The organism is Falsihalocynthiibacter sp. BN13B15 (assembly GCF_041205415.1).
Classification (GTDB): Bacteria; Pseudomonadota; Alphaproteobacteria; order Rhodobacterales; family Rhodobacteraceae; genus Falsihalocynthiibacter; species Falsihalocynthiibacter arcticus.
The window spans coordinates 1-25,047 of record NZ_JBGFCE010000013.1; the positions used below are offsets into that span (position 1 = coordinate 1).

Below are 25,047 nucleotides of genomic sequence, written 5' to 3' on the forward strand. Positions count from 1 at the left end.
GCTGGCCTACTATAATGCTGAACGTCCTCACTCGACCCATGGAATCTTGCCCCCCGACGAGGCCTATGCCAACAAAACAGAACCAATGAGAGTAGCAGCCTGACATGAAACCCTGATCCACCTTAACTAGGCTGCAAACTGGTCGAAAACTTAGGACCACCTCTGATGTTTCCCGATTGATCTCACAAACTTGTCCCAAAACGATCTGCGGACACGCCATAAAACATTGAAATAAGTAAGGAAACGATATGATTAAACATAAAGAAACTGCTCTGGCAGAACAAAGAGCCGTGGCTTATGCGGACGGAGCAGTACTTTCAGGAACCACTGCTGCAGGTTGGGGGTGCCATGTTGTGCTCCATACAAGTGCGGGTAAAATAATTGAGGTGAACCGCGGAAGCTCCGCAAGTGCGACACTGCCTAGAGCAAATATTGTGGCGATGCTTGGCGCACTCAAAACGGCTCCAGTTGATTTGCCGCTATCAGCCTCCTGAATGGCGCGAATAAGGAGAGGCCAAGACGTGGACTCTGCTGTTAACTTGATCGCAACTCCGTCCCATTAAAGCACGTCTTCAGCCTCGCTGCGAAAGAACGTAGCCTGATCACCTCGTGCATAGTGTTTACGTTTCGGTATCGTCATATTCTTCAAAGGAGTTGCGGGTGTCTGTCAGCGCTTGTGAGACCTTCTCGTTACACTCTTCATGTGCGGTTTCAAAATGAAAGCGCTCATTACGGTCTACTTCACCTTTGAACCCTGTGATGCGAGACTCGTCGTCCTCTTCTAGACGATAGTGGAAGTAGGTGCCCTTGATGGCCTGTATCTGATCGGGGGACAGCGAAGATACGATGGGGCCAATTCGAACGGCCTCTCGGTGATCTGTTGCGCCGAGCGAGAAGGTTTCTTCTGCTTTGGGGTAGGTGTTGGCAATGTCTTTTGGAATAGCTGCTCGGTGATAATAGGTGGCGTTGCGGCGATATAATCTTGGGTGTCCGGCCATGTTTTTTAAAACTGCCACTGTAACACTCTTCTGTAGCAGGCTGGATAGATATCGCTTTAAAAGCAGCAACTTGCAGTAATATAGGGCGATTCTGATTGGATGGTGGAGCCTAGCGGAATCGAACCGCTGACCTCTTGCATGCCATGCAAGCGCTCTACCAACTGAGCTAAGGCCCCATCCTGCAACTAGGTGTTGCGAAGTGCTGTTTAGGCAAGCGCGGGGAGGAGATCAAGGGAAAAAATCCCCGCGCAAAAGATTAATTGTCGTCGTCAGGCGCCGCGACATCTGCGATCTCGTCGAGAGGCACAGTGTCGTCATCGTCGTCGTCCTCAATGAAGTCATCTTCGAGATCAACTTCCTCAACTTCATCATCATCATCCTCTAGAACGACAACTTCTTCTTTTTCGGCATCTTTGGACGCGGTTTCAGCATCGGCCTTATCCGCCATCATGGTGCGTGCTTTCGACGAGGTGTCGATAACAACTTCTTCACCCGTGTAAGGGCTAATGATTGGTTTATTGTTTAGGTCGTAAAACCGCTTGCCGGTCGTTGGGCAAACACGTTTAATACCCCATTCTTCTTTGGGCATGGTTGTCCCCTTCAAGCTATCTAGAATTTCAGAGTTGAAGCCAACTGCCACAACATGGATAGGGTGTCAAAGGCTTTTAAAGATTGTAGGGGTAAGAAGCGGTTTTTCTCGTACACTTTTACGAAGTGTGAAACGATTTGTTAACTTGGAGGGGCGATGGACCGCCTATTATTACCTGGCGAGCCTCAGCTTGAAGTAACTCTGCGTCGCTCAGCGCAGGCCAAGAGGCTCAGTCTGCGTGTTTCGCGCCTTGACGGGCGGGTGACGTTGACGATGCCCAAGCGGGCAAAAGAGCGGGAAGCCATTGCTTTTGCATATGAAAAAGCGGACTGGATTCGCGGCCATCTTGTGGCGCGTCCTGAAAATTTGGTGCCCGAAATTGGCGGCTGGGTGTGGTTCCGTGGGGCCAAGATTCCCATCGTTGAGGGCAGGGGGCGGGCTGCAAAATTCGTCGATGGGGCCATATATGTGCCGATGGAGTCGCAAAAGGTGCCTATTCGGGTCGCGAGCTTCCTAAAACTTGCTGCGCGCGTTGATTTGACCGAGGCCAGCGAAGGATTCGCCCACGACTTGGGGGTGAGCTTAGGGCGAATTTCCTTGCGCGACACACGGTCTCGGTGGGGATCTTGCGCACACGATGGAAAATTGATGTACAGCTGGCGCCTCGTTATGGCCCCACCCTACGTATTGCGCTATGTCGCGGCGCATGAGGTGGCCCACCGCTTAGAGATGAACCATTCCGCTGATTTTTGGGCCGTTGTCGAGCGAATTTTTCCCGACCATAAAGACGCCCGCAATTGGCTGCGTGTTCACGGCGAAGAATTGCATCAGTTTCGTTTCACGGATTGACGTAGATCTGTTTTGTGATCACATTGGTTTTATGCAGACAAACAGCCGCCAAAATGACGCCCTCCACGAGCAAATCTATCGCCACCTACGGGCGAAGATTATGCATGGCGAACTTGCGCCCGGTCAGTCGCTAACCTTGCGGGGTTTGGGGGCGGAATATGGCGTGTCGATGACCCCTGTTCGGGAGGCCGCGCGGCGTTTGGTGGCAGAGGGCGCGTTGACGCTGTCCTCCTCTGGGCGGATTTCAACGCCTGAGTTGTCAAACGAACGAATCGAAGAATTGGCAGCATTGCGGGCGCTGTTGGAGCCTGAATTATCAAGTCGCGCCCTTCCACGCGCGCATATGGCCTTGATAGAACGGTTGCAGACCATCAATGTTTCGATCGCCGAACATATCGCAAAACAGGATGCTGTTGGCTATATTCGCACCAACTTGGAATTCCATCGAACGCTTTATTTGCGTGCTCAGGCGCCTGCTATCTTGGCGATGACGGAAACTGTTTGGCTTCAACTTGGACCAACGATGCGCGCCCTCTACGGGAAATTACGCCGTACCGAGACGCCAAGAAATCACCGTCTTATTGTTGCGGCTCTGCGTGCGGGAGATGAGCCAGGCTTGCGTCTGGCCATTCGCACCGATGTGACCCAAGGGTTGCGCCTATTGGCGAGTTAGCGGCCTTCCCCTCGATTCATATATTTGTAAGAATTTGGGAATGTTCGAATCAGCTTTGGGCTATTTCTTCGAACGCCGGATAGGAGGCATCCATGAGATGCTATACGGTTGTTTATTTGTAAAATTACAGCCGCGTATTTATAAATTCATTTAGTAAGGAGCGTAGTTGTAGCAATATTTGGTTGGTGGTGTTCGGGTTGAGATTTTCATCACATTGTTTTTGTTCGTTAAAATATTGAGAATTGAGTTTTCCTCACTCCTTTCGGAATATTTGTAAATATTTGTATTGAAGGTTGTAAGGCTGGGCGCTATGTTTTTTCAAACGCCGAACCCTGAAATGCGTCCAGAAGCGTAGCAACGCTAGGATGATCCAGACGGGTGAAAATTACCGCGCAGGTTGGCGATAGAAATCGACGAGTTGTTTGGGAGGCAGATTTGTTAGGTGTTCAACTAAACAAAATCGTCGAGAAATTTGGCGCCATACAAGCAGTTCACGGGACTGATTTGAAGGTCAAATCCAAGGATCGCGCTGCGGCGATGGTTATCCAAAACTCTGCGCTCTACCCCAACCCAATTGTGGCTGAAAATATCGCGTTTGGCCTCGAAATTTGTAAAATTCCAAAGGGCGAAAGTAAGGAACCCGTCGTTGCTGTTGGCGAGACACTTGGGTTGACCGAGGACCTTGAGAGGCGGCCTGCGGACCTCTCTGGGGGGCAAAGACACCCCTTTGCGATGGGGCGTGCAATCGTTCACCGCCCAGAAGTTTCTCTGTTTGATGAAACTCGGTCAAATCTGGACGCCAAGCTGCGGACACAAATGCGCGCCGAGCTTAAACAGCTTCACAAACGTCTTGACGCGACCTCCATATACGTGACGCACGATCAGGCCGAAGCCATAACTTCGGCGGATCGTATCGTCGTTATGTGCAATGGGCGCATTGGGCAAAACAGTGGTGGTGTAGCCATGCCAATTGCGTTGGATTCGGTAGAAACCTTGGGCTCTGAAGCGCTTTTGCATTCGCAAGTTGACGATGTTTCCTTCGTGCCCAAAGTTCAAACGCATGGGGAAACTCCCCATCTCAAAGCACTCTATGTCGATACGTCTCGGATCAAAGTTTTTGGTATAAAAACGGGCCGTGCCATCGGCCTCCCTAAAAACACACAGAGGGGGCGGCCTATGCGACGACTCTCTGAAAATGCGATGTGGGTTTGTCTTCACATGCGGCGGAAATGGCAAATATATCTGCTGCTTGCGCCCACGGTCATCTGGTTTCTGATTTTCTTGTGCAAACCTATGTACGGCCTCCAGATTGCCTTCCCGATACCGATCATCTTAGCCCTGGCTTTCAATGAGTTCGTAATCCCTGGCCTGAAGAAAACCGCGCAAACCATTGTGTATTTGCCGCATTTTATCTCAACCGTCGTTCTGGTATTTAGCAAGAGGCTGGCTTTAGTTCGATTTTGCCAACAGTCCTCGTCATGTTGATTATTCGGATCGGCAATATTCTTGAGATCTGGTTCGAGTTCATCTTCCTGCTGTATAAACCCACGGCTTATGAAATCTCCGATGTGATTTCGAGCTTCATTTATCCTCAGGGTCTTGCCGGGGCGCAATATGATGCGGCTCCCGCCGCGGGCCTGTTCAACGCTGTCGTCGCATTTGTCCTTGTTGCGACTGCCGCCACAATCAGCAAACCCGTTTCGCGCGCTTCATTGTGGTGAGGATAAATACTTGCAGAAAAACATGAACCTTTACTCTCGCGGCGACAAAGCATTTGCCTATTTGAACATGGCGCTGGTGAACGCTTTCAACATTACCCTTTTGCGCAAATTTTTTGAGGCACTCCTTGCTCCCTCTGGGGAAGCGGCACGTTTGGATAGCACCAAGGAGTTCCAAGGGCTTTGGAAAGTGTTCATCCCGCTTTCAAAACCGGCAATCGCGACGATCAGTCTGTTCTGTATTGTGGCGCGGTGGAACGGGTTTTTCTGTGCGATGATCTTGGTGCGCGACGAAGATAAGTCGTCGTTTCAAGTCAATATGCGCAAAATTATTGTAGAGCTTCAGGCCGACAATGACTTCGGGGCTGTATTGCTTACATCCGCCTTTTCGTTCGAAGCCGTCAATGCCGCGGTCATGGTCTGCTCGATCCTTATGGTTTTGATTGTTTACCCGTTCATCCAGAAATCCTTCAACAAAGGTATTTTTAAAGGCGGCGTAAAAGAACAATGAAGTCAAAGCATTATGGAAATTATATGCGGAAAACTACTTTGGTTGGGGCCGCGTTGTTGTCAACGGCAATCGGACCAGCACGTCCTGTTTTAGCGGGGGGGGAGTACCTTGCGTCGGAAGAACCGATCACATTGGACATTTTTTCCCACAAAAAACTATTCGTCTATGATGACAATTGGCCGATTGAATTGGCCACCGCTGCCGCATCAAACGTGACCCTAGATGCGTTCAATATCATGCTCGCATCGGATGATACTCCTGACATTGTTGGTGGCCAAGCGCTCAAGGAAAGCTTCAACCAACTGGGCCTAGAAGCTCCTCGGAACGTCGATGAAATTTATGCGATTTTGACAGAGTTTCGCGCTCAAGTTCTCAATAGCAACGGCCTAAAGGATGAAATCCCCGTTTTTAACCGGGAGTGGGAGGAAATGCAGCGCCTTGTGACAATGTGGGACGGCCACACATCTGGGGCGGATTCCCACAACGATTTTTATCTCAATGATGATCAAATCTGTCATGACTACATGGAAAACAGCGTCAAAGAAGGCATCAAGAACTTCTCTAAATGGAACGCCGAAGGTTTGATTGACCCCGAAACTTTTACCCAAGGAGGTGAACTCGCTGAAAATCAGCCCCGATTCAAATGGTTGCCGGTTGGCGAGGAAATCGCGCATAAGACACAGTTTTTCGAAAATCTTCCGTGGAAGTTTTTCACCCGCGGCACCGGATTGGAGACAGGATATTGTTTTTGGGGCTTCGATGTCTGGGATGAAGCCGCGGGTAAGACTGAGGCGAACTGGTCCAAAATCCGTGCGTTTACAGTGATTGATGCCCAAACCAATGTGCCGCCTTCTGACCGTACGGTGCGGTATGGATGGGTGGAAGCGAGCCACCCTCGGTTGTGGACAAATTCGCGAACTCTAGCGACCTTCAAGAAGGATGTTGCCAAGGACCTGAGCTATTGTTCATGGCATGTGTTCGTTAAAAAGTCCGCTAAGGGGGGGATGGACCACGACATCATGGCCGAGCCTTCACGCTATGAAAACGATCAACGCACGCCGCCTGCTTGGCGCCAACCCAATATTGATTACCAAGAATTGGTCTATGTCATTCGCCACTTGGCCATCGCGGGGAAGGTTCTTGAAAACCCCGCCTACTTGCGGCGGGTAAAAGAGTGGCAATTACCGGCCTGTCCGTGGGAAATTGATAGCACAACGTCGCGGCCTTATACCGATGAGTGGGCGTTTCGCGTTAGCGTTGCCTTGGTTCGGGGCTTTTACTGGCTGCATGATTTACCGCCGGAGGAGGAACGTGTCTTCGCCCGCCACCACCTTCTTGAGCGCACCCGTCAGACGGTGGACCACCTTATAAAACACGCCAATATTCAGCCTTTTCTCTGCAACAGTCATGCTGTGTGTGGGGTTTCCGCCGTACCTATTCCTGCCTGTATCACGATGAGGGGCGAGGGGGCGGAAGCAAAAGAATGGCTCGATCCTTCCATCAATTTCCTTTCGACCAGCTATACCCCTTGGGGCGATAACGCGGGGAGGGGGGCCGAAGGACCGCATTATTGGATGTCGAGCACGGCCCATTTGACAGAAGCGGCAAATCTCGTGAGACCCAATTTCGGGATCGACCTGTACCAGCGTCCGTTTATTCAACAAACGGGTGACTTCCCCGCCTATACCAACAGCCCGGATACGCGCCGCGCCGCCATTCAGCACCGTTTGGGCGACCCAAAGGAGCACATTCAATTTGTGTTTAAGTCCTCACCTTACGGCTCCGCTTCCCACAGTCACGGCGACCAAAATGCGTTCTGCCTAGCAGGTTTCGCCGAAGAGCGGGAAAACCACATTTATATCAAGGGGGACACGACCGAAGCCTATAAGCATTTCAACCTCTCCGAGACGAAGGTTCAACGCGAAGTCCATTTCGTGCGTGACAGCTATTATGTGTTCGTTGACATAAATTGGCTGTACCAAGCAAATGGCGAATATGACCTCGGAAGGCCCAGCTTCCGCTGCAATGTTGAAAAAACGGGTTTTCCCGATGTTGGCCCAAGCGAGTATGACGGGCTTGCTGTTTCGACGGCCCTTCACGTTAAATTCCCCAAGGAAAAACGTCATCGCATAGCAATTTTGCTTGTTTCATATTCAATGGAGGCCCCAAAACGGGTTTTCCATTTCCTTGATGATCAAGGGTATGATCGCGATTTTTACTTCACCGACGCGGATGAAAACGCGTTTAAAATCACCATCCAAAAACTGGCGAAAGCCTAAGGAATCACCCGATGTTGGGTGAATAACAGGAGCTTACTATGAATCTCAAAGGAAAAACCGCGATTGTAACTGGCGGCGGACGCGATATTGGTCGTGCTTGCGTTATGCGTTTGGCTAAAGAAGGCGCAAACGTTGCGATCAACTATTTCCAATCTTCCGAAGGTGCAGATTCAGCCGTTGCTGAAATCAAAGCAGCGGGTGGCAATGCCTTCGCAATGCAAGGCGACATGACCAAACAAAACGAAGTAAAAGCGCTCGTTGCGGCGACCGTTGAAGCTTACGGAAGCGTTGATACACTTTTGCATGTGTCTGGCGGGATCGTTAAGCGTGTTTCTATCGCGGACATGACTTTGGAGCACTGGAACAAGGTTATGGAGTTGAACACAACGTCGTTCTTCCTCGCTGTAAATGCAGTCATTCCGTTCCTCAATGAAGGGTCTTCCATTGTGTCGATTGCGTCGCAAGCAGGCCGCGACGGTGGTGGACCGGGGGCTGCAGTTTATGCGGCGTCCAAAGGTGCGATGACAACCTTGACCCGTGGCTTGGCCAAAGAACTTGGGCCGAAAGTTCGCGTGAATGCATTGTGTCCGGGCATGATCGACACTGATTTTCACAACATCTTCTCCAAGCCAGAAGTGCGTACGCATGTCGCTGGCATCACCCCCTTGAAACGCGAAGGCACGCCAGACGAGGTTGCAAACTTGGCCGTATTCCTCGCGTCCGACGAAGCTTCCTTTATCACGGGTGCAAACGTCGACATAAATGGCGGCTTGCTCTTCTCTTAAGCAGCGCGGCCACAGCCTTTCTGGGCTGTGGCCAACCCATATTTCAAGCGGAGGTATATTGATGGCCACCCCCGCCTTACTAAGGCGTCATATACCGAGATGCCCTCAAAGATAAGATGGTCGGTGGCATGATGATTATGTTTGCCAGTCACCTTCTTGGGTATACGTCCGGACAAGCCTCCTTCCTCACCACTGTTGCGCCGCTTGTTCTCCTCGTGCGTTACCCGTTTCTGGAAGTTGTGAATCGCCTTCCTCGGTTTCGCGTCATGTTGGCTCCCCTGCGTGACACGCCTGAACGCAAGTATCCGTCGCGCAAAAATCGTGCTTTCTAAATTGTTCTAACAACGTAACCGCTCATGCGCCGCCCCCTCGCTATCTCGATGACCAAGAGCCTGTTTATCATTTTGAAAACAACCGGCGCAATTCTCTCGCGGAACATTTGGGACCGAAACGCTGACCTGAACGGTTTTTGGTGAGCCTTGCTCGCTCGGCCCCTTTCCGATCCTTATGATTGTACCCGAATTCGTTCAAGTCCCAAACGGCAGCCCTCTGTATTTGTTCGGAATATTTTCGTAAGTACGGATGCTTCTTTTATGGGGGTACTGTTTGCGGGGCAAAACTTGGCAAACACCCTTTATTTCACCGCGTATCTTCGGGAGGGGCAGGGGGTTTCTGTCCTAACCTTTTGACGGCGATGATCACGGTTTTCTTGTCTGGTCGACGGCTTCCGAATTCTGCCCATCTTCGGTCTGAGATGGCTGCGCGCCTAAGGGCTTGTCCTGTCCTTCAGCATTCCTCTTCATATCGTCAAGACGCACGTTTAGTCCCCTTTAGAACGCAAAAAGGTAGCCACTGGGCTGCCTTTTTGATTGACGGGGTACATCGGATTAGGCGTGGATAGGGCCATCACCACAGGCCAGTGCGGCTTCGCGCACAGCTTCGGAGTAGGTTGGGTGCGCATGGCACGTGAGCGCGATGTCTTGAGCACTGGCACCAAACTCCATAGCAATACAAATCTCGTGGATCATGTCGCCAGCGGCGGGGCCGATGATATGGGCGCCCAAAACGCGGTCGGTGTCTTTGTCGGCAAGGATTTTTACGAAACCTTCGCCTTGGAAAACGGCCTTGGCGCGGGCATTCCCCATGAACGAGAACTTCCCGACTTTGTAGTTTACGCCTTGTTCTTTCAGGACCTGTTCCGTCGCGCCAACGCTGGCCACTTCGGGGCTCGTGTAGATCACGCCGGGGATCACGTTGTAATTCACGTGGCCTGATTTTCCTGCGATTTGCTCAGCGACGGCCATACCTTCGTCTTCGGCTTTATGGGCCAGCATGGGTCCTTCGATGACATCGCCAATGGCATAAATACCATCAATATTTGTATCCCAATGGGTGCCTGTCGCGATTTGTCCGCGTTCCGTCATTTTGCCACCGAGGGCTTCAAAGCCAAGATTGTCGACATAAGGACGACGGCCCGTTGCAACCAAAACGACGTCTGCATCAAGGCTCACTTCACTGTCGTCTTTGCGCAGTTTGTAGGTGACTTTTGCCTTGGTTTTGGTCGCTTCAACGTTTTGAACTGCGGCGCCCATAATGAAGTTCAGCCCTTGTTTGCTGAGAATCCGTTTCAACGTTTTCTGTACGTCTTTATCCATGCCGGGTGTGATTTCGTCGAGGAACTCGATCACGGTCACTTCGGTGCCAAGGCGGGCGTAAACCGACCCCAACTCAAGCCCGATGACGCCAGCGCCAATCACAACCATGGAGCGCGGGATTTTGGCTAAATCGAGCGCGCCAGTTGATGTGACAATCCGTTTCTCGTCGACTTCAACTCCGCGTAGGCTGCTGGCTTCGGATCCCGTTGCGATGACGATAGATGTCGCTGTGTGAACCTCGTCGCCAACTTTGACTTGGCCTGCGGCGGGGATGCTGCCCCAACCTTTGATCCAGTCGATTTTGTTCTTCTTAAATAGAAACTCGATGCCTTTAGTGTTTTGGCTGACAACGTCTTCTTTATAGGCCTTCATTTTGGGCCAATCGACCGAAGGGGATTTTCCCATGAGGCCCATTTTTGTGAAGTTGTGTTCGGCTTCGTGCAGCATGTGGCTGGAATGCAATAGGGCCTTGGAGGGGATACAGCCCACATTGAGGCAGGTGCCTCCGAGTGTGTCGCGGCCCTCGACGCAAGCAGTTTTCAAGCCGAGTTGGGCAAGGCGGATAGCGCAGACATAGCCGCCGGGGCCGCTGCCGATAACGATCGCATCATAATGTGCCATGGGTCTCTCCTTGGGTAGGAATTTCAATAATCTAAAGTGTGTTTCTGGCCAAGCTTAAGCGGTTTAAGTTTGGAATGTAGGGGTTTAGGGAATGAGTGCTGCGATAATCATCATAATGGTCGCAACGAGGCCCGCGAACCAAACATAGCTTCGCCAAGGCGTCAGCCCGTAAACATAGCAAAACACATATAAGATGCGCGCGACGACGTAGATATACGCGCAAGTTGCCGTGAGAACGGAGGATTGATTGCCGAGCGTGACAACAACCACAGCGAGGGTGAACATAACCAGCCCCTCAAAATGGTTGTCCAGCGCGCGTTTGATACGGGCCGCATTTCCAGACAAGTCGGGCGCGTTATCGCGCGTCCCCATTGCGACGTTGCGACCAAGTTGGCGCTGCCCTGCGATCATATAGGAAAAGTATTGTGCGCTTTGCACGAGGCCAGCGAGGGCAAGAGCGGTAAGTTCTGGGGTCATCTTTGCGGCCTACTTTGTGGTTCGGACGCCCCCGCTCTTTGAGAAGCGGGGGCGGTCTGAATTTACAGATCCATCAACAAGCGACGGGGATCTTCGAGGGCTTCTTTAACACGCACAAGGAAAGTCACTGCGCCTTTTCCGTCCACAATGCGGTGGTCGTAAGACAGCGCGAGATACATCATCGGGCGAATGACAACTTGTCCGTTGATCGCCATGGGGCGGTCTTGGATTTTGTGCATGCCGAGGATGCCAGCTTGGGGCGGGTTGAGGATGGGCGAGGACATAAGCGAGCCATAGACGCCGCCGTTTGAGATCGTGAACGTGCCACCCTGCATTTCGGCCATGGAGAGTTTTCCATCCCGTGCGCGGGCGCCTTTTTCGGCGATGGCCTTTTCGATTTCAGCAAATGACATGGCATCTGCGTCACGGATTACTGGAACAACAAGACCTGTTGGGGTGCCCGCTGCAATACCCATGTGCACAAAGTTTTTGTAGACGACATCTGTGCCATCGATCTCTGCGTTGACCTCTGGGATTTCCTTCAGGGCGTGACAGCATGCCTTGGTGAAGAAGGACATGAAGCCCAGCTTGACGCCATGCTTTTTCAGGAACAGGTCTTTGTATTCGTTACGAAGCGCCATCACTTCGGTCATGTCCACTTCGTTATAAGTGGTCAGCATGGCCGCTGTGTTCTGGCTCTCTTTTAGGCGACGCGCGATTGTCTGGCGCAGGCGAGTCATTTTCACGCGCTCTTCGCGAGAGGCGTCGTCAGGGACACTTGGCGCGCGCGGTGCCGCTGCGGCAGCAGATGGAGCGGTAACGGCCGAATCTGATGCCAGTGCCTTTTGCACGTCATCTTTCATGACGCGGCCATCGCGGCCAGTGCCTTGCACGGAGCCTTCAGAAAGGTTGTTCTCGGCCATAAGTTTTTTTGCACTCGGGGCGTCCTCGATGCTTTTGCCGGCGGTTGCGGCCGGTGCAGTTGCCGCGGCGGCGGGAGCAGCAGAAGATGCGCCGTTTCCGCCGATAACGGCGAGCTTGGCCTTCGCGTCGACAGTGGTGCCTTCAGGTGCAAGGATTTCGCTCAAGACACCTGATGCAGGCGCAGAAACTTCGACGGAAACTTTGTCGGTTTCGAGTTCACAAAGCATTTCATCTTGAGCAACAGTGTCTCCGACCTTTTTGAACCATGTGGATACGGTTGCTTCGGTTACGGATTCGCCAAGGGTAGGGACCATGACATCAACGCTTGTTGTCGGTTCTGACGCGGGTTTTGACGCCGTTGGCGCGGCTTCGGGTGCTGCGGATTTTGCTGCGGGGGCACTTGCCGCGCCAGCTCCTGTATCGATTGTTGCGAGGAGTGCATCAACGCCAACGGTTTCCCCTTCGGCGGCAATGATGGATTCCATAGTACCGGCAGCGCTCGCGGCGACTTCGACGGTTACCTTGTCGGTTTCCAGTTCGCAGAGCATTTCATCGACGGCAACCGCGTCGCCTGGCTTTTTGAACCATGTGGCGACGGTGGCTTCGGTGACGCTTTCGCCCAGAGTGGGGACACGGACTTCTGTGGACATGATAGCTTATCCTTGCAGTGTGAGCGCTTCGTTGATGAGCGCCGCTTGTTGAGCTTTATGTTGAGAGGCGAGGCCCGTCGCAGGGCTGGCCGCGGTGGCGCGTCCTGCATATACGGGACGGCGATGTTTTGCTTTGATGCGTCCGAGGACCCATTCGATATTGGGTTCCATGAAGGTCCAAGCGCCTTGGTTTTTTGGCTCTTCTTGGCACCAGATAACGTCCGCGTTTTCGAACCGTTTCAACTCATTCACCAAAGATTTGGCGGGGAAGGGGTAGAATTGTTCGACACGCATCAGGTAAATGTCGTCGATTCCACGGGCATCACGCTCTTCGAGGAGGTCGAAGTAGACCTTGCCTGAGCACATGACAACGCGTTTGATTTTATCGTCTGCTGCCAAGGTTGTATCGCTATTGCCTTTTTGCGCGTCATCCCAAAGAACACGGTGGAAGGAGCTTCCTGTCGTGAAATCTTCGACGGTTGATACCGCGAGTTTGTGGCGCAGCAGTGATTTCGGTGTCATCAATACCAGCGGCTTGCGGAAGCTGCGGTGCATTTGGCGGCGCAGTATGTGGAAATAGTTGGCTGGGGTCGTACAGTTGGCGACGATCCAGTTGTCCTGTCCGCACATTTGCAAGAAACGCTCAAGGCGGGCTGAGCTGTGCTCTGGGCCTTGGCCTTCGTATCCGTGCGGCAACAACATCACGAGGCCCGACATGCGCAACCATTTGCTCTCGCCAGATGAGATGAACTGGTCGATCATGATTTGCGCACCATTGGCAAAATCGCCAAATTGCGCTTCCCAAGCCACAAGTGCATTGGGTTCGGCCAGTGAATAGCCATATTCAAACCCCAGCACGGCGTATTCGGACAGCATCGAGTCGATGACATCAAAATGTGCTTGGCCTTCGCGGATGTGATTGAGCGGGAAATAGCGCTCTTCGGTATCTTGGTTTACGATACCCGAGTGACGTTGGCTGAAGGTGCCACGCATCACGTCTTGGCCTGAAAGGCGCACCGGGTATCCTTCGACCTCAAGCGAGCCAAATGCGAACGCTTCGCCTGTGGCCCAGTCGATCCCTTTGCCAGTTTCAACCATTTTGGCCTTGGCTTCCATCAAGCGTGCCACTGTTTTATGGACTGGAAACCCATCTGGAACGGTTGAGATCGCCTTGCCAACTTCGGCAAAGACTTTGGGAGACACTGCCGTTTTCCCACGCTGATAGGTTTCTTTTTGCGCGTTGAGGTGCTTCCAGCGCCCGTCAAGCCAGTCGGCTTTGTTCGGTTTGTAATCATTGCCAGCTTCAAATTCGGCATTCAGATAGGCTTGGAAACCCGCTTTCATATCCTCAATTTCGCCTTCGGGGATCAAGCCGTCTTTGACCAAGCGCTCTGTATAGAGCTGCAAAGTGGTCTTTTGTTTTTTGATCCGCTTGTACATGATCGGGTTGGTGAACATGGGCTCGTCGCCCTCGTTGTGCCCAAACCGACGATAGCAGAATATATCGAGGACCACGTCTTTGTGGAACTTTTGGCGGAATTCAGTGGCAACTTTGGCTGCATGAACAACCGCCTCGGGATCGTCGCCGTTCACGTGGAAAATAGGCGCCTCAACCATCAAGGCAATATCCGTGGGGTAGGGGCTTGAGCGGCTAAAATGCGGAGCGGTTGTAAACCCAATTTGGTTATTCACAACGATGTGGATTGTGCCGCCAGTTTTATGGCCCACAAGACCAGACAGACCGAAACATTCCGCCACGACACCTTGGCCCGCAAAGGCCGCGTCGCCGTGCAGAAGGATCGGCAAGGATTCGGTACGATTGACATCCTTCATTTGCGCCTGCTTGGCGCGCACTTTGCCCAAGACGACGGGGTTCACGGCCTCAAGGTGGCTTGGATTTGCGGTCAACGAGAGGTGAACCGTGTTGCCATCAAACTCGCGGTCCGAAGATGCGCCAAGGTGGTATTTCACATCGCCAGAACCGTCGACGTCTTCTGGTTTATAGCTGCCGCCCTGAAACTCATTGAAAATCGCGCGGTATGGTTTGCTCATCACATTACACAGAACGGATAGACGACCACGGTGGGGCATGCCGATCACGATGTCTTTGACGCCCAGCGAGCCGCCGCGTTTGATGATCTGCTCCATCGCGGGGATCAAGCTTTCGCCACCATCCAGACCAAACCGTTTGGTGCCCATGTATTTTACGTGCAGGAATTTTTCAAAACCCTCGGCCTCAACCAGCTTGTTGAGAATGGCTTTGCGCCCTTCGCGGGTGAACTGGATTTCTTTGCCGTAGCCTTCGATCCGTTCCTTGAGCCAGCCTGCTTCTTCGGGGTTGGAAATGTGCATGTATTGCAGCGCAAACGTGCCGCAATATGTCCGTTTGACGATATCGATGATCTGGCGCATCGACGCGATCTCAAGTCCGAGAACATTGTCGATAAAGATCGGGCGGTCCATGTCGGCCTCAAGGAAGCCATAGGTTTTTGGATCGAGTTCAGGATGGGTCGTGGTGTCGGTCATGCCAAGGGGGTCTAGGTCCGCCGCAAGGTGGCCACGGATGCGATAAGCGCGGATAACCATCAACGCGCGGATACTATCGAGAACGGCTTGTTTTAGTTGATCGTCGGAGACTTCCACACCCTTTTCGGCGGCCTTACTTTTGATTTTCGCACCCGCAGCTTCGGGTTCAGCGGCCCATTGACCGTCGAGTGCTTGCGTGAGGTCATCATGTGGGATCGGAGGCCAATCGGCACGTGCCCAGCTCGGGCCAGAAGCTTCTGCAACGACATCATCGCCGTTGTCGCCTAAACCCGCAAAAAACGCCTGCCAAGCCGTATCAACAGCCGTCGGGTCTTTGGCAAATTGCGCGTAAAGTTGCTCAATGTATTCCGCGTTATGGCCTTGAAGGAAGGAGGACGCGTGGAACTGGTCGTTAGAGCTTTGGTCGGTCATTCTGATAGCTTTCCGAGTGACATGGGGGTTGTTGTAATCGTGATATTTACCGCATAGAGCGCGGGAGTTTTGGCGGGTGCGCCATCGGTTTCCTCGATGGGCGTTAAAAGATCGGTGACAGTTTGTACGTCAATTTCGCTCAGCAGGATACGGCTGCGTTCCGTGGCTTCGCGCAGAAGGTGGCGGCTAGGAACATCGGGCAAGCCAGTCCATGGGACGAGCGTTTGGGTAAGGGTTTCTTCGGCGAGGATGGCAAGCCAGCTTGGACCTGCGAGGACGCACCACGGTTTTTTTGTTTCCAGACCTAGAGGGGCAAAGAAGACATCGCCGTGCTGATAGACGGGCTGGTTTGGGGCTAAGTTGGACCCACCGAGCACCGACATTGTGAGGAATTGCGCTGTTTGCACCGAAGCCTTTGTCGCGGCGGGGTCAAGCGTGGCGATAAGATTGCTTGCAGTAAGTATATCCGGCAGTGTTTTTGTGTTTTCGACACGCTGCCAGCCTTCGTCCAACAAGGTAGTGGAATAGGGGAGCTTCACTTCTGGGAGGGCTGCGCAGCGCGAAATTGCGGTGGCGGCGGCCTCTTGGGCGGTGAGGGGGGCGGCCGGCGCGCTACCCGCAACTAGGGAAAGTCCCGCAGCAAATGCTACGGGAACAACCCAATGTGCAAGGGGTGCGCGCAGGCCCATTTTGTTAGCCGATCGCCTTGAGAACAGCTTCGCCGAGTGTGGCGGGGCTATCTGCGACGATGATTCCAGCGGCTTTCATCGCTTCGATTTTACTCTCTGCGTCGCCTTTACCACCGGCAACAATCGCGCCTGCGTGGCCCATACGGCGGCCGGGAGGGGCTGTGCGACCCGCGATGAAGCCAGCTGTTGGTTTCCAACGGCCTTTTTTGCGCTCATCCGCAAGGAATTGCGCCGCTTCTTCTTCTGCGGAACCACCGATTTCACCGATCATGATGATCGAATGCGTTTCGGGATCGGCAAGGAACATTTCCAGCACGTCAATGTGCTCTGTGCCTTTGATGGGGTCACCACCGATGCCAACAGCTGTGGATTGGCCGAGGCCGATGTCAGAAGTTTGTTTCACGGCTTCATATGTAAGTGTGCCTGAGCGGGAAACAACACCGACGGAACCACGTTTGTGGATCGAACCGGGCATAATGCCGATTTTACACGCATCTGGTGTAATCACGCCCGGGCAGTTAGGGCCGATGAGACGCGATTTGGAACCTTCAAGCGCCCGTTTCACACGCATCATATCGAGAACAGGGATGCCCTCAGTGATACAAATGATGAGTTCCATCTCGGCGTCGATCGCCTCTAGGATCGAATCTGCCGCGAAGGGGGGCGGCACATAGATCACGGAGGCGTTGGCCCCAGTGATGTGACGCGCTTCGTGGACGGAGTTGAACACAGGCAGGTTCAAGTGGGATTGCCCACCCTTGCCCGGAGTGACGCCGCCAACCATTTTCGTGCCATATGCGATGGCTTGTTCGGTGTGAAAAGTGCCCTGCGAGCCAGTAAGACCCTGACAGATGACTTTGGTATTTTCGTTTACGAGTACTGCCATGATTTTAGCCCTTCACCGCTTTGACGATTTTCTGTGCGCCATCTTTGAGGTCGTCGGCGGCTATTACGTCCACGTCGGAGTTGTTGATGATTGCTTTGCCTTCGGCCACGTTTGTGCCTTCGAGGCGAACAACCAATGGAACCTTGAGGCCCACTTCTTTCACGGCAGCAATCACGCCCTCAGCGATCACATCACAGCGCATGATACCGCCAAAGATGTTCACAAGGATGCCTTTGACGTTGGGATCGGACGTGATGATTTTGAAGGCTTCGGTGACTTTCTCTTTGGTCGCGCCGCCGCCAACATCAAGGAAGTTTGCAGGCTCAGCACCGTAGAGTTTGATGATGTCCATTGTCGCCATCGCCAGACCCGCGCCGTTGACCATACAGCCGATTTCGCCGTCGAGGGCGATGTAGTTGAGATCGTATTTCGAGGCTTCAAGCTCTTTGGCGTCTTCTTCGCTTTCGTCGCGCAATGCGATGATATCGGCGTGGCGATACAAAGCATTGCCGTCAAACGAGACTTTCGCATCGAGCACTTTAAGGTCGCCGCTGTCGGTAACGATCAGCGGGTTGATTTCCAGCATCTCCATGTCTTTCTCAACGAAAGCTTTATAGAGCAGCCCCATCAGACCGACACATTGCTTAACCTGCGCGCCCTTAAGGCCGAGGGTGAAAGCAACACGGCGGCCGTGGAAGCTTTGGTAACCCGTTGCCGGATCAACCGAGAAGGAGAGGATTTTTTCAGGGGTCGCTGCAGCGACTTCTTCGATGTCCATGCCGCCTTCGGTGGAGCAAACGAAGGAGATACGCGATGTTTGGCGATCAACGAGCAACGCAAGGTACAGCTCAGTTTCAATGCCAGAGCCATCTTCGATGTAGATACGGTTGACTTGTTTGCCGGCTGGGCCAGTTTGGTGCGTGACCAAAGTGCGTCCAAGCATTTTTGCGGCTTCTGCAGCGGCCTCGGCCACAGATTTGGTGAGACGTACACCGCCAGCGGGGCCTGCGGACTCTTCTTTGAATTTACCTTTGCCGCGTCCACCTGCGTGGATTTGCGCTTTTACTACCCAAAGAGGGCCGTCGAGTTCGCCTGCGGCGGTTTTCGCATCTTCAGCTTTGAGGACGACACGCCCATCTGACACAGGTGCGCCAAAGCTGCGAAGAAGGGCTTTGGCCTGATACTCATGAATATTCATGAAAGAATCCAATCTTAATGCTACGTTCCTAAGTACCTAAACACGCATGTAAGGTGTAAATAAACGGTTTTCATTACATTTGGATGCAATATAGGGAATTTTCGCCATTTTGTGATCACACCAATAATTGGTGTGATCACAAAATGCGGAAGCCGAGAATGCTTGTGGTGGATTCGAGAGGTGGTAAATGTGTAATTTAAGGGTCGCCAGAAGGATTGATGAATGAAAACAGAAGATTTCGCGTCTAAATGGGCCGTTGTAATAACCGTGAGCGAGCCGAGTGAATTGGTTTTGGCGAATGTCGCCCATCATCTCACGCATGGGGCAAGTGAGATTTTCGTCTATTTGGATACGCCGGACGCGGAGCTTGAAGCGGTTTTGGCTGCGCATCCGGCTTGTCATGTCGCCTTGTGTGACGCCGCCTATTGGCAAGTCCAACACGGGATGAAAAAACCTCCTGCGCGACATACGCGCCGCCAAACCCTGAATGCCGATCTGGCAGCCAAGACGACTCGCGCCGCATGGTTGCTAAATATCGATGCCGATGAGTTTTTGTGGTGTGAGGGTCGATTCGCGGACATTTTGACCACAGTCCCCGAGTCTGCGGGCTGGATAAAACTCCGGCCATGGGAAAGGCGGCGTTTTGCTGGTCGTGCTGAAGGGCTTTTTGACGGGCGATTTCTGGGACTACATGTGCTTCCGTCCGAAAGGCCACTCACCGAGGGTGGTTTCACGGGGCATTTGGTCGGTAAAGCTTGTGTGAGAACCGGCCGAGGGTATGCCCTAACGCTTCACAACCCAAGGATCGGCCCCGTCAAGGAAAGAAGTATTCCAAAATCCTTCGAGGACGACAACGCCTACCTGCTTCATTTTGATGGTTTGACGCCGTTGCATTGGGCGAGCAAACTGCTTCGGCGTGCAGAAAAAGGCCCAGAATACGTGCGGAATAACTATCGTGGGAAAAGGTTGCGGCAGATTTACTTGGCGGCGCAAACATGCGGCGATCCAGCAAACCTTGCTAAGCTTCAAAACGAAGTGACGTATATTTCGCCCGAACGCGCAGAGGTTTTAACGGGCGAGGGAATGCTGCGCATGTTAGATCTGCAGATTCCGCAGGCGCTAAATACGCAGTTTTCGAATGAGGTTGTTGATCTTACCACCCAGCATTTCGACAAAAAAATCGCACCACTTCTAGATCAATTGCGTGCGCGTGTCGCGGCGCGCGGAGATGTATGGGGAGTGGGGAAATAGAAAAAGGGCTGAGTCTCCCCAGCCCTTTTCGCATTCATTTCCCTTAAAGTCTTAAGCGAGGGAAGGGTCGATCTCTTTACATGCTGCAACCAAACCTTTGACCGCATTGACTGAGCTGTCGAACATTTCTTGCTCTTCTTTGGTCAACTGAATGTCGGCAATGCGTTCAATGCCGCCCGCGCCGATCACGGTCGGAACCCCAACATAGAAACCATTGAGGCCAAACGCGCCATCAACGTAGGCCGCGCAAGGCAGTAGACGTTTTTGGTCCTTGAGGTAGGCTTCAGCCATTTCAATTGCGGAAGTTGCTGGCGCGTAGAACGCGGAGCCAGTTTTCAAAAGACCGACGATTTCGGCGCCACCATCACGGGTGCGTTGGACGATCGCGTCGAGCTTTTCTTGTGTTGTCCAACCCATTTTGATGAGGTCGGGCAAAGGGATGCCAGCAACGGTTGAATACCGAATGAGCGGAACCATTGTATCGCCGTGTCCACCCAAAACAAAAGCTGTCACGTCGCGCATGGAGACGTTGAACTCCGCTGAAAGGAAGTGGCGGAAACGTGCGGAGTCAAGAACGCCCGCCATGCCGCAAACTTTGTGGTGCGGAAGACCAGAGAATTCGCGCAGTGCCCAAACCATCGCATCAAGCGGGTTTGTGATACAGATGACGAATGCGTTTGGCGCGTGTTTTGCAATGCCTTCGCCGACGGATTTCATAACCTTGAGGTTGATGCCCAAAAGGTCGTCACGGCTCATGCCGGGTTTGCGTGCGACACCAGCGGTGACGATGCAAACGTCCGCGCCTGCGATATCTGCGTAATCTGTGGTGCCAGACATGGCCGCATCAAAACCCTCGGAGGGGCCGGATTCTGCGATGTCGAGAGCTTTGCCTTGGGGCGTTCCGTCTGCGATGTCGAAAAGGACGACGTCGCCCAGTTCTTTCATTGCAGCAAGGTGAGCGAGCGTGCCGCCGATTTGCCCTGAGCCGATAAGTGCGATTTTGGGTCTAGCCATGAAATTGATCCTTGGTCTGTTTAATCCGCCATTTGCCTATCCATTTGCGGAGCATCACGCAAGGGTGCTGCACTGCGGCAGGGGGGAACTTTGAGGGTTTAGATAGCGCTAACAACCATATAAAGGTGCAGGTAACCGTGCTAAAACATGCGCATTTCATTCGGAGACAACATGGAACTGGACCCAACATTTTTCGCATTTGCGGTACCTGCGGTGTTGTTTGCGGGGATTTCCAAGGGGGGATTCGGCAGTGGGGCGGCCTTTGCGGCGACTCCATTACTGGCGCTGATTCTCACGCCTGGGCAAGCGGTCGGGCTTATGTTGCCTCTTTTGATGTTGATGGACTTGGGAGCTTTGAAAGCATTTTGGGGGAAATGGAATTGGGCCACGGCCAAGATTATGATCCTCGGATCACTCCCTGGAATCGCGATTGGTGGGGCCTTGTTTGGTGTGGCGAACCCAAATGTCTTTAAGTTTTTGATTGGAATGGTTGCCGTCGGATTCGTCGTTTATCAAGTGTCGCGCTCGACCGGGTTGTTGCGAATTTCCACGAAAGAGATGCCTAAATGGAAGGGGTATCTCGCTGGCGCTGTCTCGGGTTTTACAAGTTTCATCAGTCATGCAGGCGGACCTCCCGCAGCTGTTTATCTGTTGTCCAAAAATATGAACAAAACAGAATTTCAAGCGACGACCGTCATTGTATTTTGGGCTATAAACTTGATGAAATTTCCGCCGTACTACATGCTTGGGATGTTTACCAAGGAAACGGCGGTTGCGGTTGCCTATCTGGCACCCGTTGCATTTTTGGGCGTGTATTTGGGTGTCATCGGCCACCGCAAGATGCCCGAAACACTATTCTTCCGCGTGACTTATGTCTTTTTGCTCATTACTGGCGGCAAACTCATTTGGGACAGTTTGGTTTAGATTATCAAACTTCGTCACCAGTGAGGGACGCGAGATCTTCGTTCATGGTTTCGAAGGCTTGGCCGGACGCGACAAGGCATGTCTTTCCGTTGGCCATCGTCACCGTAATGGTCCAAGTGCCGGACGTCTGGCTGGCGAAAACTTCGACAACTGCGTTATTTGCGCCCAATCCTATGCTTTGGCGGGTCTCGCCGTACTTATTTGCAAGCCGGTCAACAATTGCTATCCGGTCGCCGCAATTTACGCGTTGTTGTGCCTGTGCGCCTTGTGCAACGATCAACATCGCACCAACGGCAAGAGTAAGTGTTAAAAACTGATTCTTCATGTTTCTCTTCCTTTTTCAAAAGGTGCTAAACCCTATGCCGGGCCAATCCAGAGAGGTTCTGGCAGCAGGGGCTTTGCCCGTGTGGTTGCAGGGGTCGGGTCGTTTCGTTCCGTCGTTTTGGCGGCCATGCCTGACGGACCTCCTAATGCCCAACGTTGGAAACAGCTTGCATTAGCTTAGCAAATAAGTGGTTAAGCCGCCGTACTGTGATCCTTTTTAAAAGGTTAATTTCGTCTGCTGTGAAATCTCGATGGGTAAAATTCTGCACCGCGGCAATTTTTCCCTTGTCATTTGATGCGGTATGGGGATTGATTGCGCAACAATATTGCGAGGATAATTATAGCATGCCAGTAGAAACCTCTCTTACCCGCTCCGTTTTATATATCCCAGCTTCCAAGGAACGCGCCTTGGAAAAAGCGCGAGGACTGGAGACCGATGCCATTATCTTTGACCTTGAAGATGCCGTGGCTCCTGACGAGAAAGAAACGGCAAGGGCCGTCCTACGCAAAGCTTTGACACAAGGCGGGTATGGGAGCCGATTGCGCATCGTGCGCATTAACGGAGCGGAAACGGAGTGGGGTAAAGCTGATATTGAAGCTCTTAAAACAATGGATTTCGATGCGGTTTTATTGCCAAAAGTCGAAAATGCGGCGGATATTTCGAACGTGAATTCCGCGTTGCCAGACATCCCAGTGTGGGCCATGATCGAGACGCCGAAGGGCATTTTGCACGCCGAAGAAATTGCGGCGCACCCCGCCCTTGAAGGGTTTGTCATGGGCACAAACGATCTCGCCAAGGAACTTCGATGTCGTTTTCGGGCGGACCGATTGCCACTCATGGGGGCCCTTCAATCGGCCCTTCTGGCGGCGCGCGCGCATGGGGTGATCGCCATTGATGGCGTCTATAACGCTTTCAAGGATGACGCCGGTCTTGCACTTGAGTGTGAGCAGGGGCGCGATCTTGGATTTGACGGAAAGACTCTCATACATCCTGCACAACTCGCCACCGCGAACAGGGTTTTCTCGCCTAGCGCTGCGGAGGTCGACTTGGCAAATCGCCAAATTGAGGCCTATGAGACCGCCGAGGCAGTGGGGCAGGGCGTTGCGGTCGTAGATGGGAAAATTGTGGAGAACCTCCATGTGGTTACTGCACGCCAAATTATTTCTCAAGCGAAGGCCATTGCAGAGGCCCAAGAATAAAGGCAATGTGAAGCGGATTTACATTGCGTGTCGGCGCAGCTTTTGGAGATTTTCATGACTTTACTTTACCTTGGCCTCGCGCTCTGGATCATTGCCCACTTTTTTAAACGCTTACATCCCGCTCTGCGCGCCAAATTGGGCGACAAGGCCAAAGGCGGCGTTGCGGTGGCCGCATTGCTTGGCATTGTTGCCATGGTTATTGGCTATCGCAGCGCGTCAATTATCCCAGTTTACACGCCGATGGCGGGTATGGGGCACGCGAATAACCTTCTGATGCTTGTTTCCATTTTCCTATTTGGGGCTGGGAGCGCCAAGGGCGTTACCGCTAGTAAAATCCGTCACCCAATGTTGTGGGGCGTTGTTGTCTGGAGTTTTGCCCATCTATTGGTCAACGGCGACTATGCATCAGTTGTTTTATTCGGCGGAATGGGGATTTGGGCGTTGGTGCAAATGATTCTCATCAACCGCGCCGAGGGTGTCTGGGCACGGCCAATGGCTGGCCCAATTAACAAAGATATCCGCACCGTCTTTATCACACTGATCCTCTATGGCATCATTTCTGGCATTCACATTTGGCTTGGATACAGCCCGTTTCTAGGAACCTACGGATGAAAATTTATCGCCTCCTAACCGAAGAAGACACTTCGGCCTTTTGTCACAAAGTCTCGCTGGCGCTGAGCAAAGGATGGGAGCTTTACGGCAGCCCAACCTATGCATTTGATGCGGCAAACGGTGTTATGCGTTGTGGTCAAGGGGTCACAAAAGAGGTCGATACGCCCTATACTCCCGACATGAAACTCGGCCAGCAATGAGCAAAACCAACGCTGGGCGCTTTTTTGAGGATTATGCCGTGGGCCAAGAGATTGTCCACGCGGTGCCACGCACGCTTTCGGGAGGGGAGCGCGCGCTTTATCACGCGCTTTATCCCGCCCGCCATGCGGTGCAATCCTCGGATGAATTTGCGCGCAGCGTTGGGTATAGTGAAGCGCCGATGGACGATTTGATCGCGTTCCACTCGGTTTTCGGCAAAACAGTGCCTGACATCTCACTCAATGCTGTCGCCAATTTGGGCTATGCGGAGGGGCGTTTCTTGCGGCCAGTATTTGCTGGCGACACATTAACGGCGACCTCAGAAGTCATTGGCGTAAAGCAGAATAGCAACGGGAAATCCGGCGTCGTTTATGTGCGTACTCGCGGCGAAAATCAGCGCGGTGAGACCGTGTTGAGCTATGTGCGCTGGGTTATGGTGCGTAAACGCGACCTTGCATCGGCCCCTCCACAAACGGTGATCCCCGACCTTGTGGATCATGTCGCGCCGGTTGATTTACCCATTCCAGAAGGGTTGGATTTTACAGGATACGACTTCGCGCTGGCAGGGGAGCCGCATCGCTGGGCGGATTATGCCGTCGGTGAAGTCATCGATCACGTCGACGGCGTAACCATCGAAGAAGCTGAACACATGCTGGCAACGCGGCTGTGGCAAAATACCGCCAAAGTTCATTTTGATACCACGGCGCGCCCCGAGGGGCGGCGGTTGATTTATGGCGGACACGTGATTTCAATGGCGCGGGCGCTGTCTTTCAACGGCCTTGCCAATGCGCAACTCATCGCGGCCATCAACAGCGGCGCACATGTAAATCCGTGTTATGCAGGCGATACGATCCGAGCGTGGAGTGAGGTTTTGGATAAAGCTGAGACCTCCGCCCCTAATGTTGGTGCGCTTCGTTTGCGGCTAGTTGCAACAAAAGGCAGGGCAGGAGGGTTGCGTGACGCGGATGGCAAGTACTTGACCGATATTCTGCTCGATCTTGACTACTGGGTGCTTGTCCCACGCTGATTTTGCATTCCACTAGATTATTATAGGAGTCGGGGCA

Annotated in this window: 26 protein-coding genes and 1 tRNA gene; 15 read left to right on the forward strand and 12 right to left on the reverse strand. The window is 52.8% G+C overall.

Annotated elements, in window-relative coordinates; translation table 11 throughout:
- Positions 1 to 248: 248 nt before the first annotated feature.
- A complete protein-coding gene (locus tag AB9F26_RS17760) occupies positions 249 to 494 on the forward strand; it encodes a hypothetical protein (RefSeq protein WP_335584137.1) in 246 nt (81 codons plus the stop codon).
- A 126-nt stretch (positions 495 to 620) separates the two neighbouring features.
- On the opposite strand, the gene AB9F26_RS17765 is transcribed toward AB9F26_RS17760, so the two are convergent.
- The 3 genes from AB9F26_RS17765 to AB9F26_RS17775 all read right to left on the reverse strand — a co-directional run bounded on the left by AB9F26_RS17765 (position 621) and on the right by AB9F26_RS17775 (position 1,587).
- Positions 621 to 1,016 (reverse strand): DUF6538 domain-containing protein, encoded by a 396-nt coding sequence (locus AB9F26_RS17765; protein WP_335584136.1) that lies wholly within the window; start codon positions 1,014 to 1,016, stop codon positions 621 to 623.
- 82 nt (positions 1,017 to 1,098) lie between these two features.
- A tRNA-Ala gene (locus tag AB9F26_RS17770) sits at positions 1,099 to 1,174 on the reverse strand.
- Between the two features lie 80 nt (positions 1,175 to 1,254).
- Positions 1,255 to 1,587: a TIGR02300 family protein gene (locus AB9F26_RS17775; RefSeq protein ID WP_335584135.1), complete on the reverse strand. Its 333-nt coding sequence runs from the start codon at positions 1,585 to 1,587 to the stop codon at positions 1,255 to 1,257.
- Positions 1,588 to 1,743: 156 nt separating this feature from the next.
- On the opposite strand from AB9F26_RS17775, the gene AB9F26_RS17780 reads away from it, so the two are divergent.
- The 8 genes from AB9F26_RS17780 (at position 1,744) to AB9F26_RS17815 (ending at position 8,734) form a co-directional block, all read left to right on the forward strand.
- Positions 1,744 to 2,436 (forward strand): SprT family zinc-dependent metalloprotease, encoded by a 693-nt coding sequence (locus AB9F26_RS17780; protein WP_335584134.1) that lies wholly within the window; start codon positions 1,744 to 1,746, stop codon positions 2,434 to 2,436.
- A 31-nt stretch (positions 2,437 to 2,467) separates the two neighbouring features.
- A complete protein-coding gene (locus tag AB9F26_RS17785) occupies positions 2,468 to 3,109 on the forward strand; it encodes a GntR family transcriptional regulator (RefSeq protein ID WP_039001435.1) in 642 nt (213 codons plus the stop codon).
- Between the two features lie 435 nt (positions 3,110 to 3,544).
- Positions 3,545 to 4,594, forward strand: coding sequence for an ATP-binding cassette domain-containing protein (locus tag AB9F26_RS17790; protein ID WP_369768637.1), 1,050 nt, complete (start codon positions 3,545 to 3,547; stop codon positions 4,592 to 4,594).
- A complete protein-coding gene (locus AB9F26_RS17795) occupies positions 4,588 to 4,830 on the forward strand; it encodes a hypothetical protein (protein WP_335584132.1) in 243 nt (80 codons plus the stop codon). Before AB9F26_RS17790 ends, AB9F26_RS17795 begins: the two co-directional genes overlap by 7 nt.
- A gap of 22 nt (positions 4,831 to 4,852) precedes the next feature.
- Complete coding sequence (locus AB9F26_RS17800) at positions 4,853 to 5,338, forward strand: ABC transporter permease subunit (RefSeq protein ID WP_335584131.1); 486 nt, start codon at positions 4,853 to 4,855, stop codon at positions 5,336 to 5,338.
- A gap of 23 nt (positions 5,339 to 5,361) precedes the next feature.
- Positions 5,362 to 7,617: a hypothetical protein gene (locus AB9F26_RS17805; RefSeq protein WP_369768638.1), complete on the forward strand. Its 2,256-nt coding sequence runs from the start codon at positions 5,362 to 5,364 to the stop codon at positions 7,615 to 7,617.
- Between the two features lie 38 nt (positions 7,618 to 7,655).
- On the forward strand, positions 7,656 to 8,402 hold the full coding sequence (locus AB9F26_RS17810; RefSeq protein WP_335584129.1) for a glucose 1-dehydrogenase: 747 nt from the start codon (positions 7,656 to 7,658) through the stop codon (positions 8,400 to 8,402).
- Between the two features lie 128 nt (positions 8,403 to 8,530).
- Entirely contained in the window at positions 8,531 to 8,734 is a 204-nt protein-coding gene (locus AB9F26_RS17815) for a hypothetical protein (protein WP_335584128.1), read from the forward strand.
- Between the two features lie 555 nt (positions 8,735 to 9,289).
- Here AB9F26_RS17815 and lpdA read toward each other — a convergent pair.
- The 7 genes from lpdA to sucC form a co-directional block, all read right to left on the reverse strand.
- The gene (gene lpdA, locus AB9F26_RS17820) at positions 9,290 to 10,678 is read right to left on the reverse strand and encodes a dihydrolipoyl dehydrogenase (RefSeq protein WP_335584127.1); all 1,389 of its coding nucleotides are present in this window, start codon (positions 10,676 to 10,678) and stop codon (positions 9,290 to 9,292) included.
- Between the two features lie 84 nt (positions 10,679 to 10,762).
- Positions 10,763 to 11,155, reverse strand: a complete 393-nt coding sequence (locus tag AB9F26_RS17825; protein WP_335584126.1) for an MAPEG family protein — start codon at positions 11,153 to 11,155, stop codon at positions 10,763 to 10,765.
- 62 nt (positions 11,156 to 11,217) lie between these two features.
- Positions 11,218 to 12,729: a 2-oxoglutarate dehydrogenase complex dihydrolipoyllysine-residue succinyltransferase gene (gene odhB, locus AB9F26_RS17830; protein ID WP_335584125.1), complete on the reverse strand. Its 1,512-nt coding sequence runs from the start codon at positions 12,727 to 12,729 to the stop codon at positions 11,218 to 11,220.
- Between the two features lie 6 nt (positions 12,730 to 12,735).
- Positions 12,736 to 15,687, reverse strand: a complete 2,952-nt coding sequence (locus tag AB9F26_RS17835) for a 2-oxoglutarate dehydrogenase E1 component (RefSeq protein ID WP_369768639.1) — start codon at positions 15,685 to 15,687, stop codon at positions 12,736 to 12,738.
- Positions 15,684 to 16,376, reverse strand: a complete 693-nt coding sequence (locus AB9F26_RS17840) for a hypothetical protein (RefSeq protein ID WP_369768640.1) — start codon at positions 16,374 to 16,376, stop codon at positions 15,684 to 15,686. Before AB9F26_RS17840 ends, AB9F26_RS17835 begins: the two co-directional genes overlap by 4 nt.
- A gap of 4 nt (positions 16,377 to 16,380) precedes the next feature.
- Positions 16,381 to 17,262: a succinate--CoA ligase subunit alpha gene (sucD, locus tag AB9F26_RS17845; protein ID WP_039001423.1), complete on the reverse strand. Its 882-nt coding sequence runs from the start codon at positions 17,260 to 17,262 to the stop codon at positions 16,381 to 16,383.
- A gap of 4 nt (positions 17,263 to 17,266) precedes the next feature.
- Positions 17,267 to 18,460 (reverse strand): ADP-forming succinate--CoA ligase subunit beta, encoded by a 1,194-nt coding sequence (gene sucC, locus AB9F26_RS17850; protein WP_335584123.1) that lies wholly within the window; start codon positions 18,458 to 18,460, stop codon positions 17,267 to 17,269.
- A gap of 222 nt (positions 18,461 to 18,682) precedes the next feature.
- Here sucC and AB9F26_RS17855 point away from each other — a divergent pair, with 222 nt between their 5' ends.
- The gene (locus tag AB9F26_RS17855) at positions 18,683 to 19,711 is read left to right on the forward strand and encodes a glycosyltransferase family 2 protein (protein ID WP_369756440.1); all 1,029 of its coding nucleotides are present in this window, start codon (positions 18,683 to 18,685) and stop codon (positions 19,709 to 19,711) included.
- A 51-nt stretch (positions 19,712 to 19,762) separates the two neighbouring features.
- Here the strand turns inward: AB9F26_RS17855 and mdh are convergent, their stop codons facing one another.
- Positions 19,763 to 20,725, reverse strand: coding sequence for a malate dehydrogenase (gene mdh / locus AB9F26_RS17860; protein WP_039001421.1), 963 nt, complete (start codon positions 20,723 to 20,725; stop codon positions 19,763 to 19,765).
- A 171-nt stretch (positions 20,726 to 20,896) separates the two neighbouring features.
- On the opposite strand from mdh, the gene AB9F26_RS17865 reads away from it, so the two are divergent.
- Complete coding sequence (locus AB9F26_RS17865; RefSeq protein ID WP_335584121.1) at positions 20,897 to 21,649, forward strand: sulfite exporter TauE/SafE family protein; 753 nt, start codon at positions 20,897 to 20,899, stop codon at positions 21,647 to 21,649.
- A 4-nt stretch (positions 21,650 to 21,653) separates the two neighbouring features.
- On the opposite strand, the gene AB9F26_RS17870 is transcribed toward AB9F26_RS17865, so the two are convergent.
- A complete protein-coding gene (locus AB9F26_RS17870) occupies positions 21,654 to 21,974 on the reverse strand; it encodes a hypothetical protein (protein ID WP_335584120.1) in 321 nt (106 codons plus the stop codon).
- 344 nt (positions 21,975 to 22,318) lie between these two features.
- Between AB9F26_RS17870 and AB9F26_RS17875 the strand changes: the two genes are divergently transcribed.
- The 4 genes from AB9F26_RS17875 to AB9F26_RS17890 are packed head-to-tail and all read left to right on the forward strand — an operon-like array spanning position 22,319 to position 25,010.
- A complete protein-coding gene (locus tag AB9F26_RS17875) occupies positions 22,319 to 23,173 on the forward strand; it encodes a CoA ester lyase (RefSeq protein WP_369768641.1) in 855 nt (284 codons plus the stop codon).
- Positions 23,174 to 23,227: 54 nt separating this feature from the next.
- The gene (locus AB9F26_RS17880; protein WP_335584118.1) at positions 23,228 to 23,785 is read left to right on the forward strand and encodes an NnrU family protein; all 558 of its coding nucleotides are present in this window, start codon (positions 23,228 to 23,230) and stop codon (positions 23,783 to 23,785) included.
- Complete coding sequence (locus tag AB9F26_RS17885) at positions 23,782 to 23,985, forward strand: DUF1737 domain-containing protein (RefSeq protein WP_039001416.1); 204 nt, start codon at positions 23,782 to 23,784, stop codon at positions 23,983 to 23,985. Before AB9F26_RS17880 ends, AB9F26_RS17885 begins: the two co-directional genes overlap by 4 nt.
- Positions 23,982 to 25,010 (forward strand): MaoC family dehydratase, encoded by a 1,029-nt coding sequence (locus tag AB9F26_RS17890; RefSeq protein ID WP_369768642.1) that lies wholly within the window; start codon positions 23,982 to 23,984, stop codon positions 25,008 to 25,010. Before AB9F26_RS17885 ends, AB9F26_RS17890 begins: the two co-directional genes overlap by 4 nt.
- Positions 25,011 to 25,047: the final 37 nt, after the last annotated feature.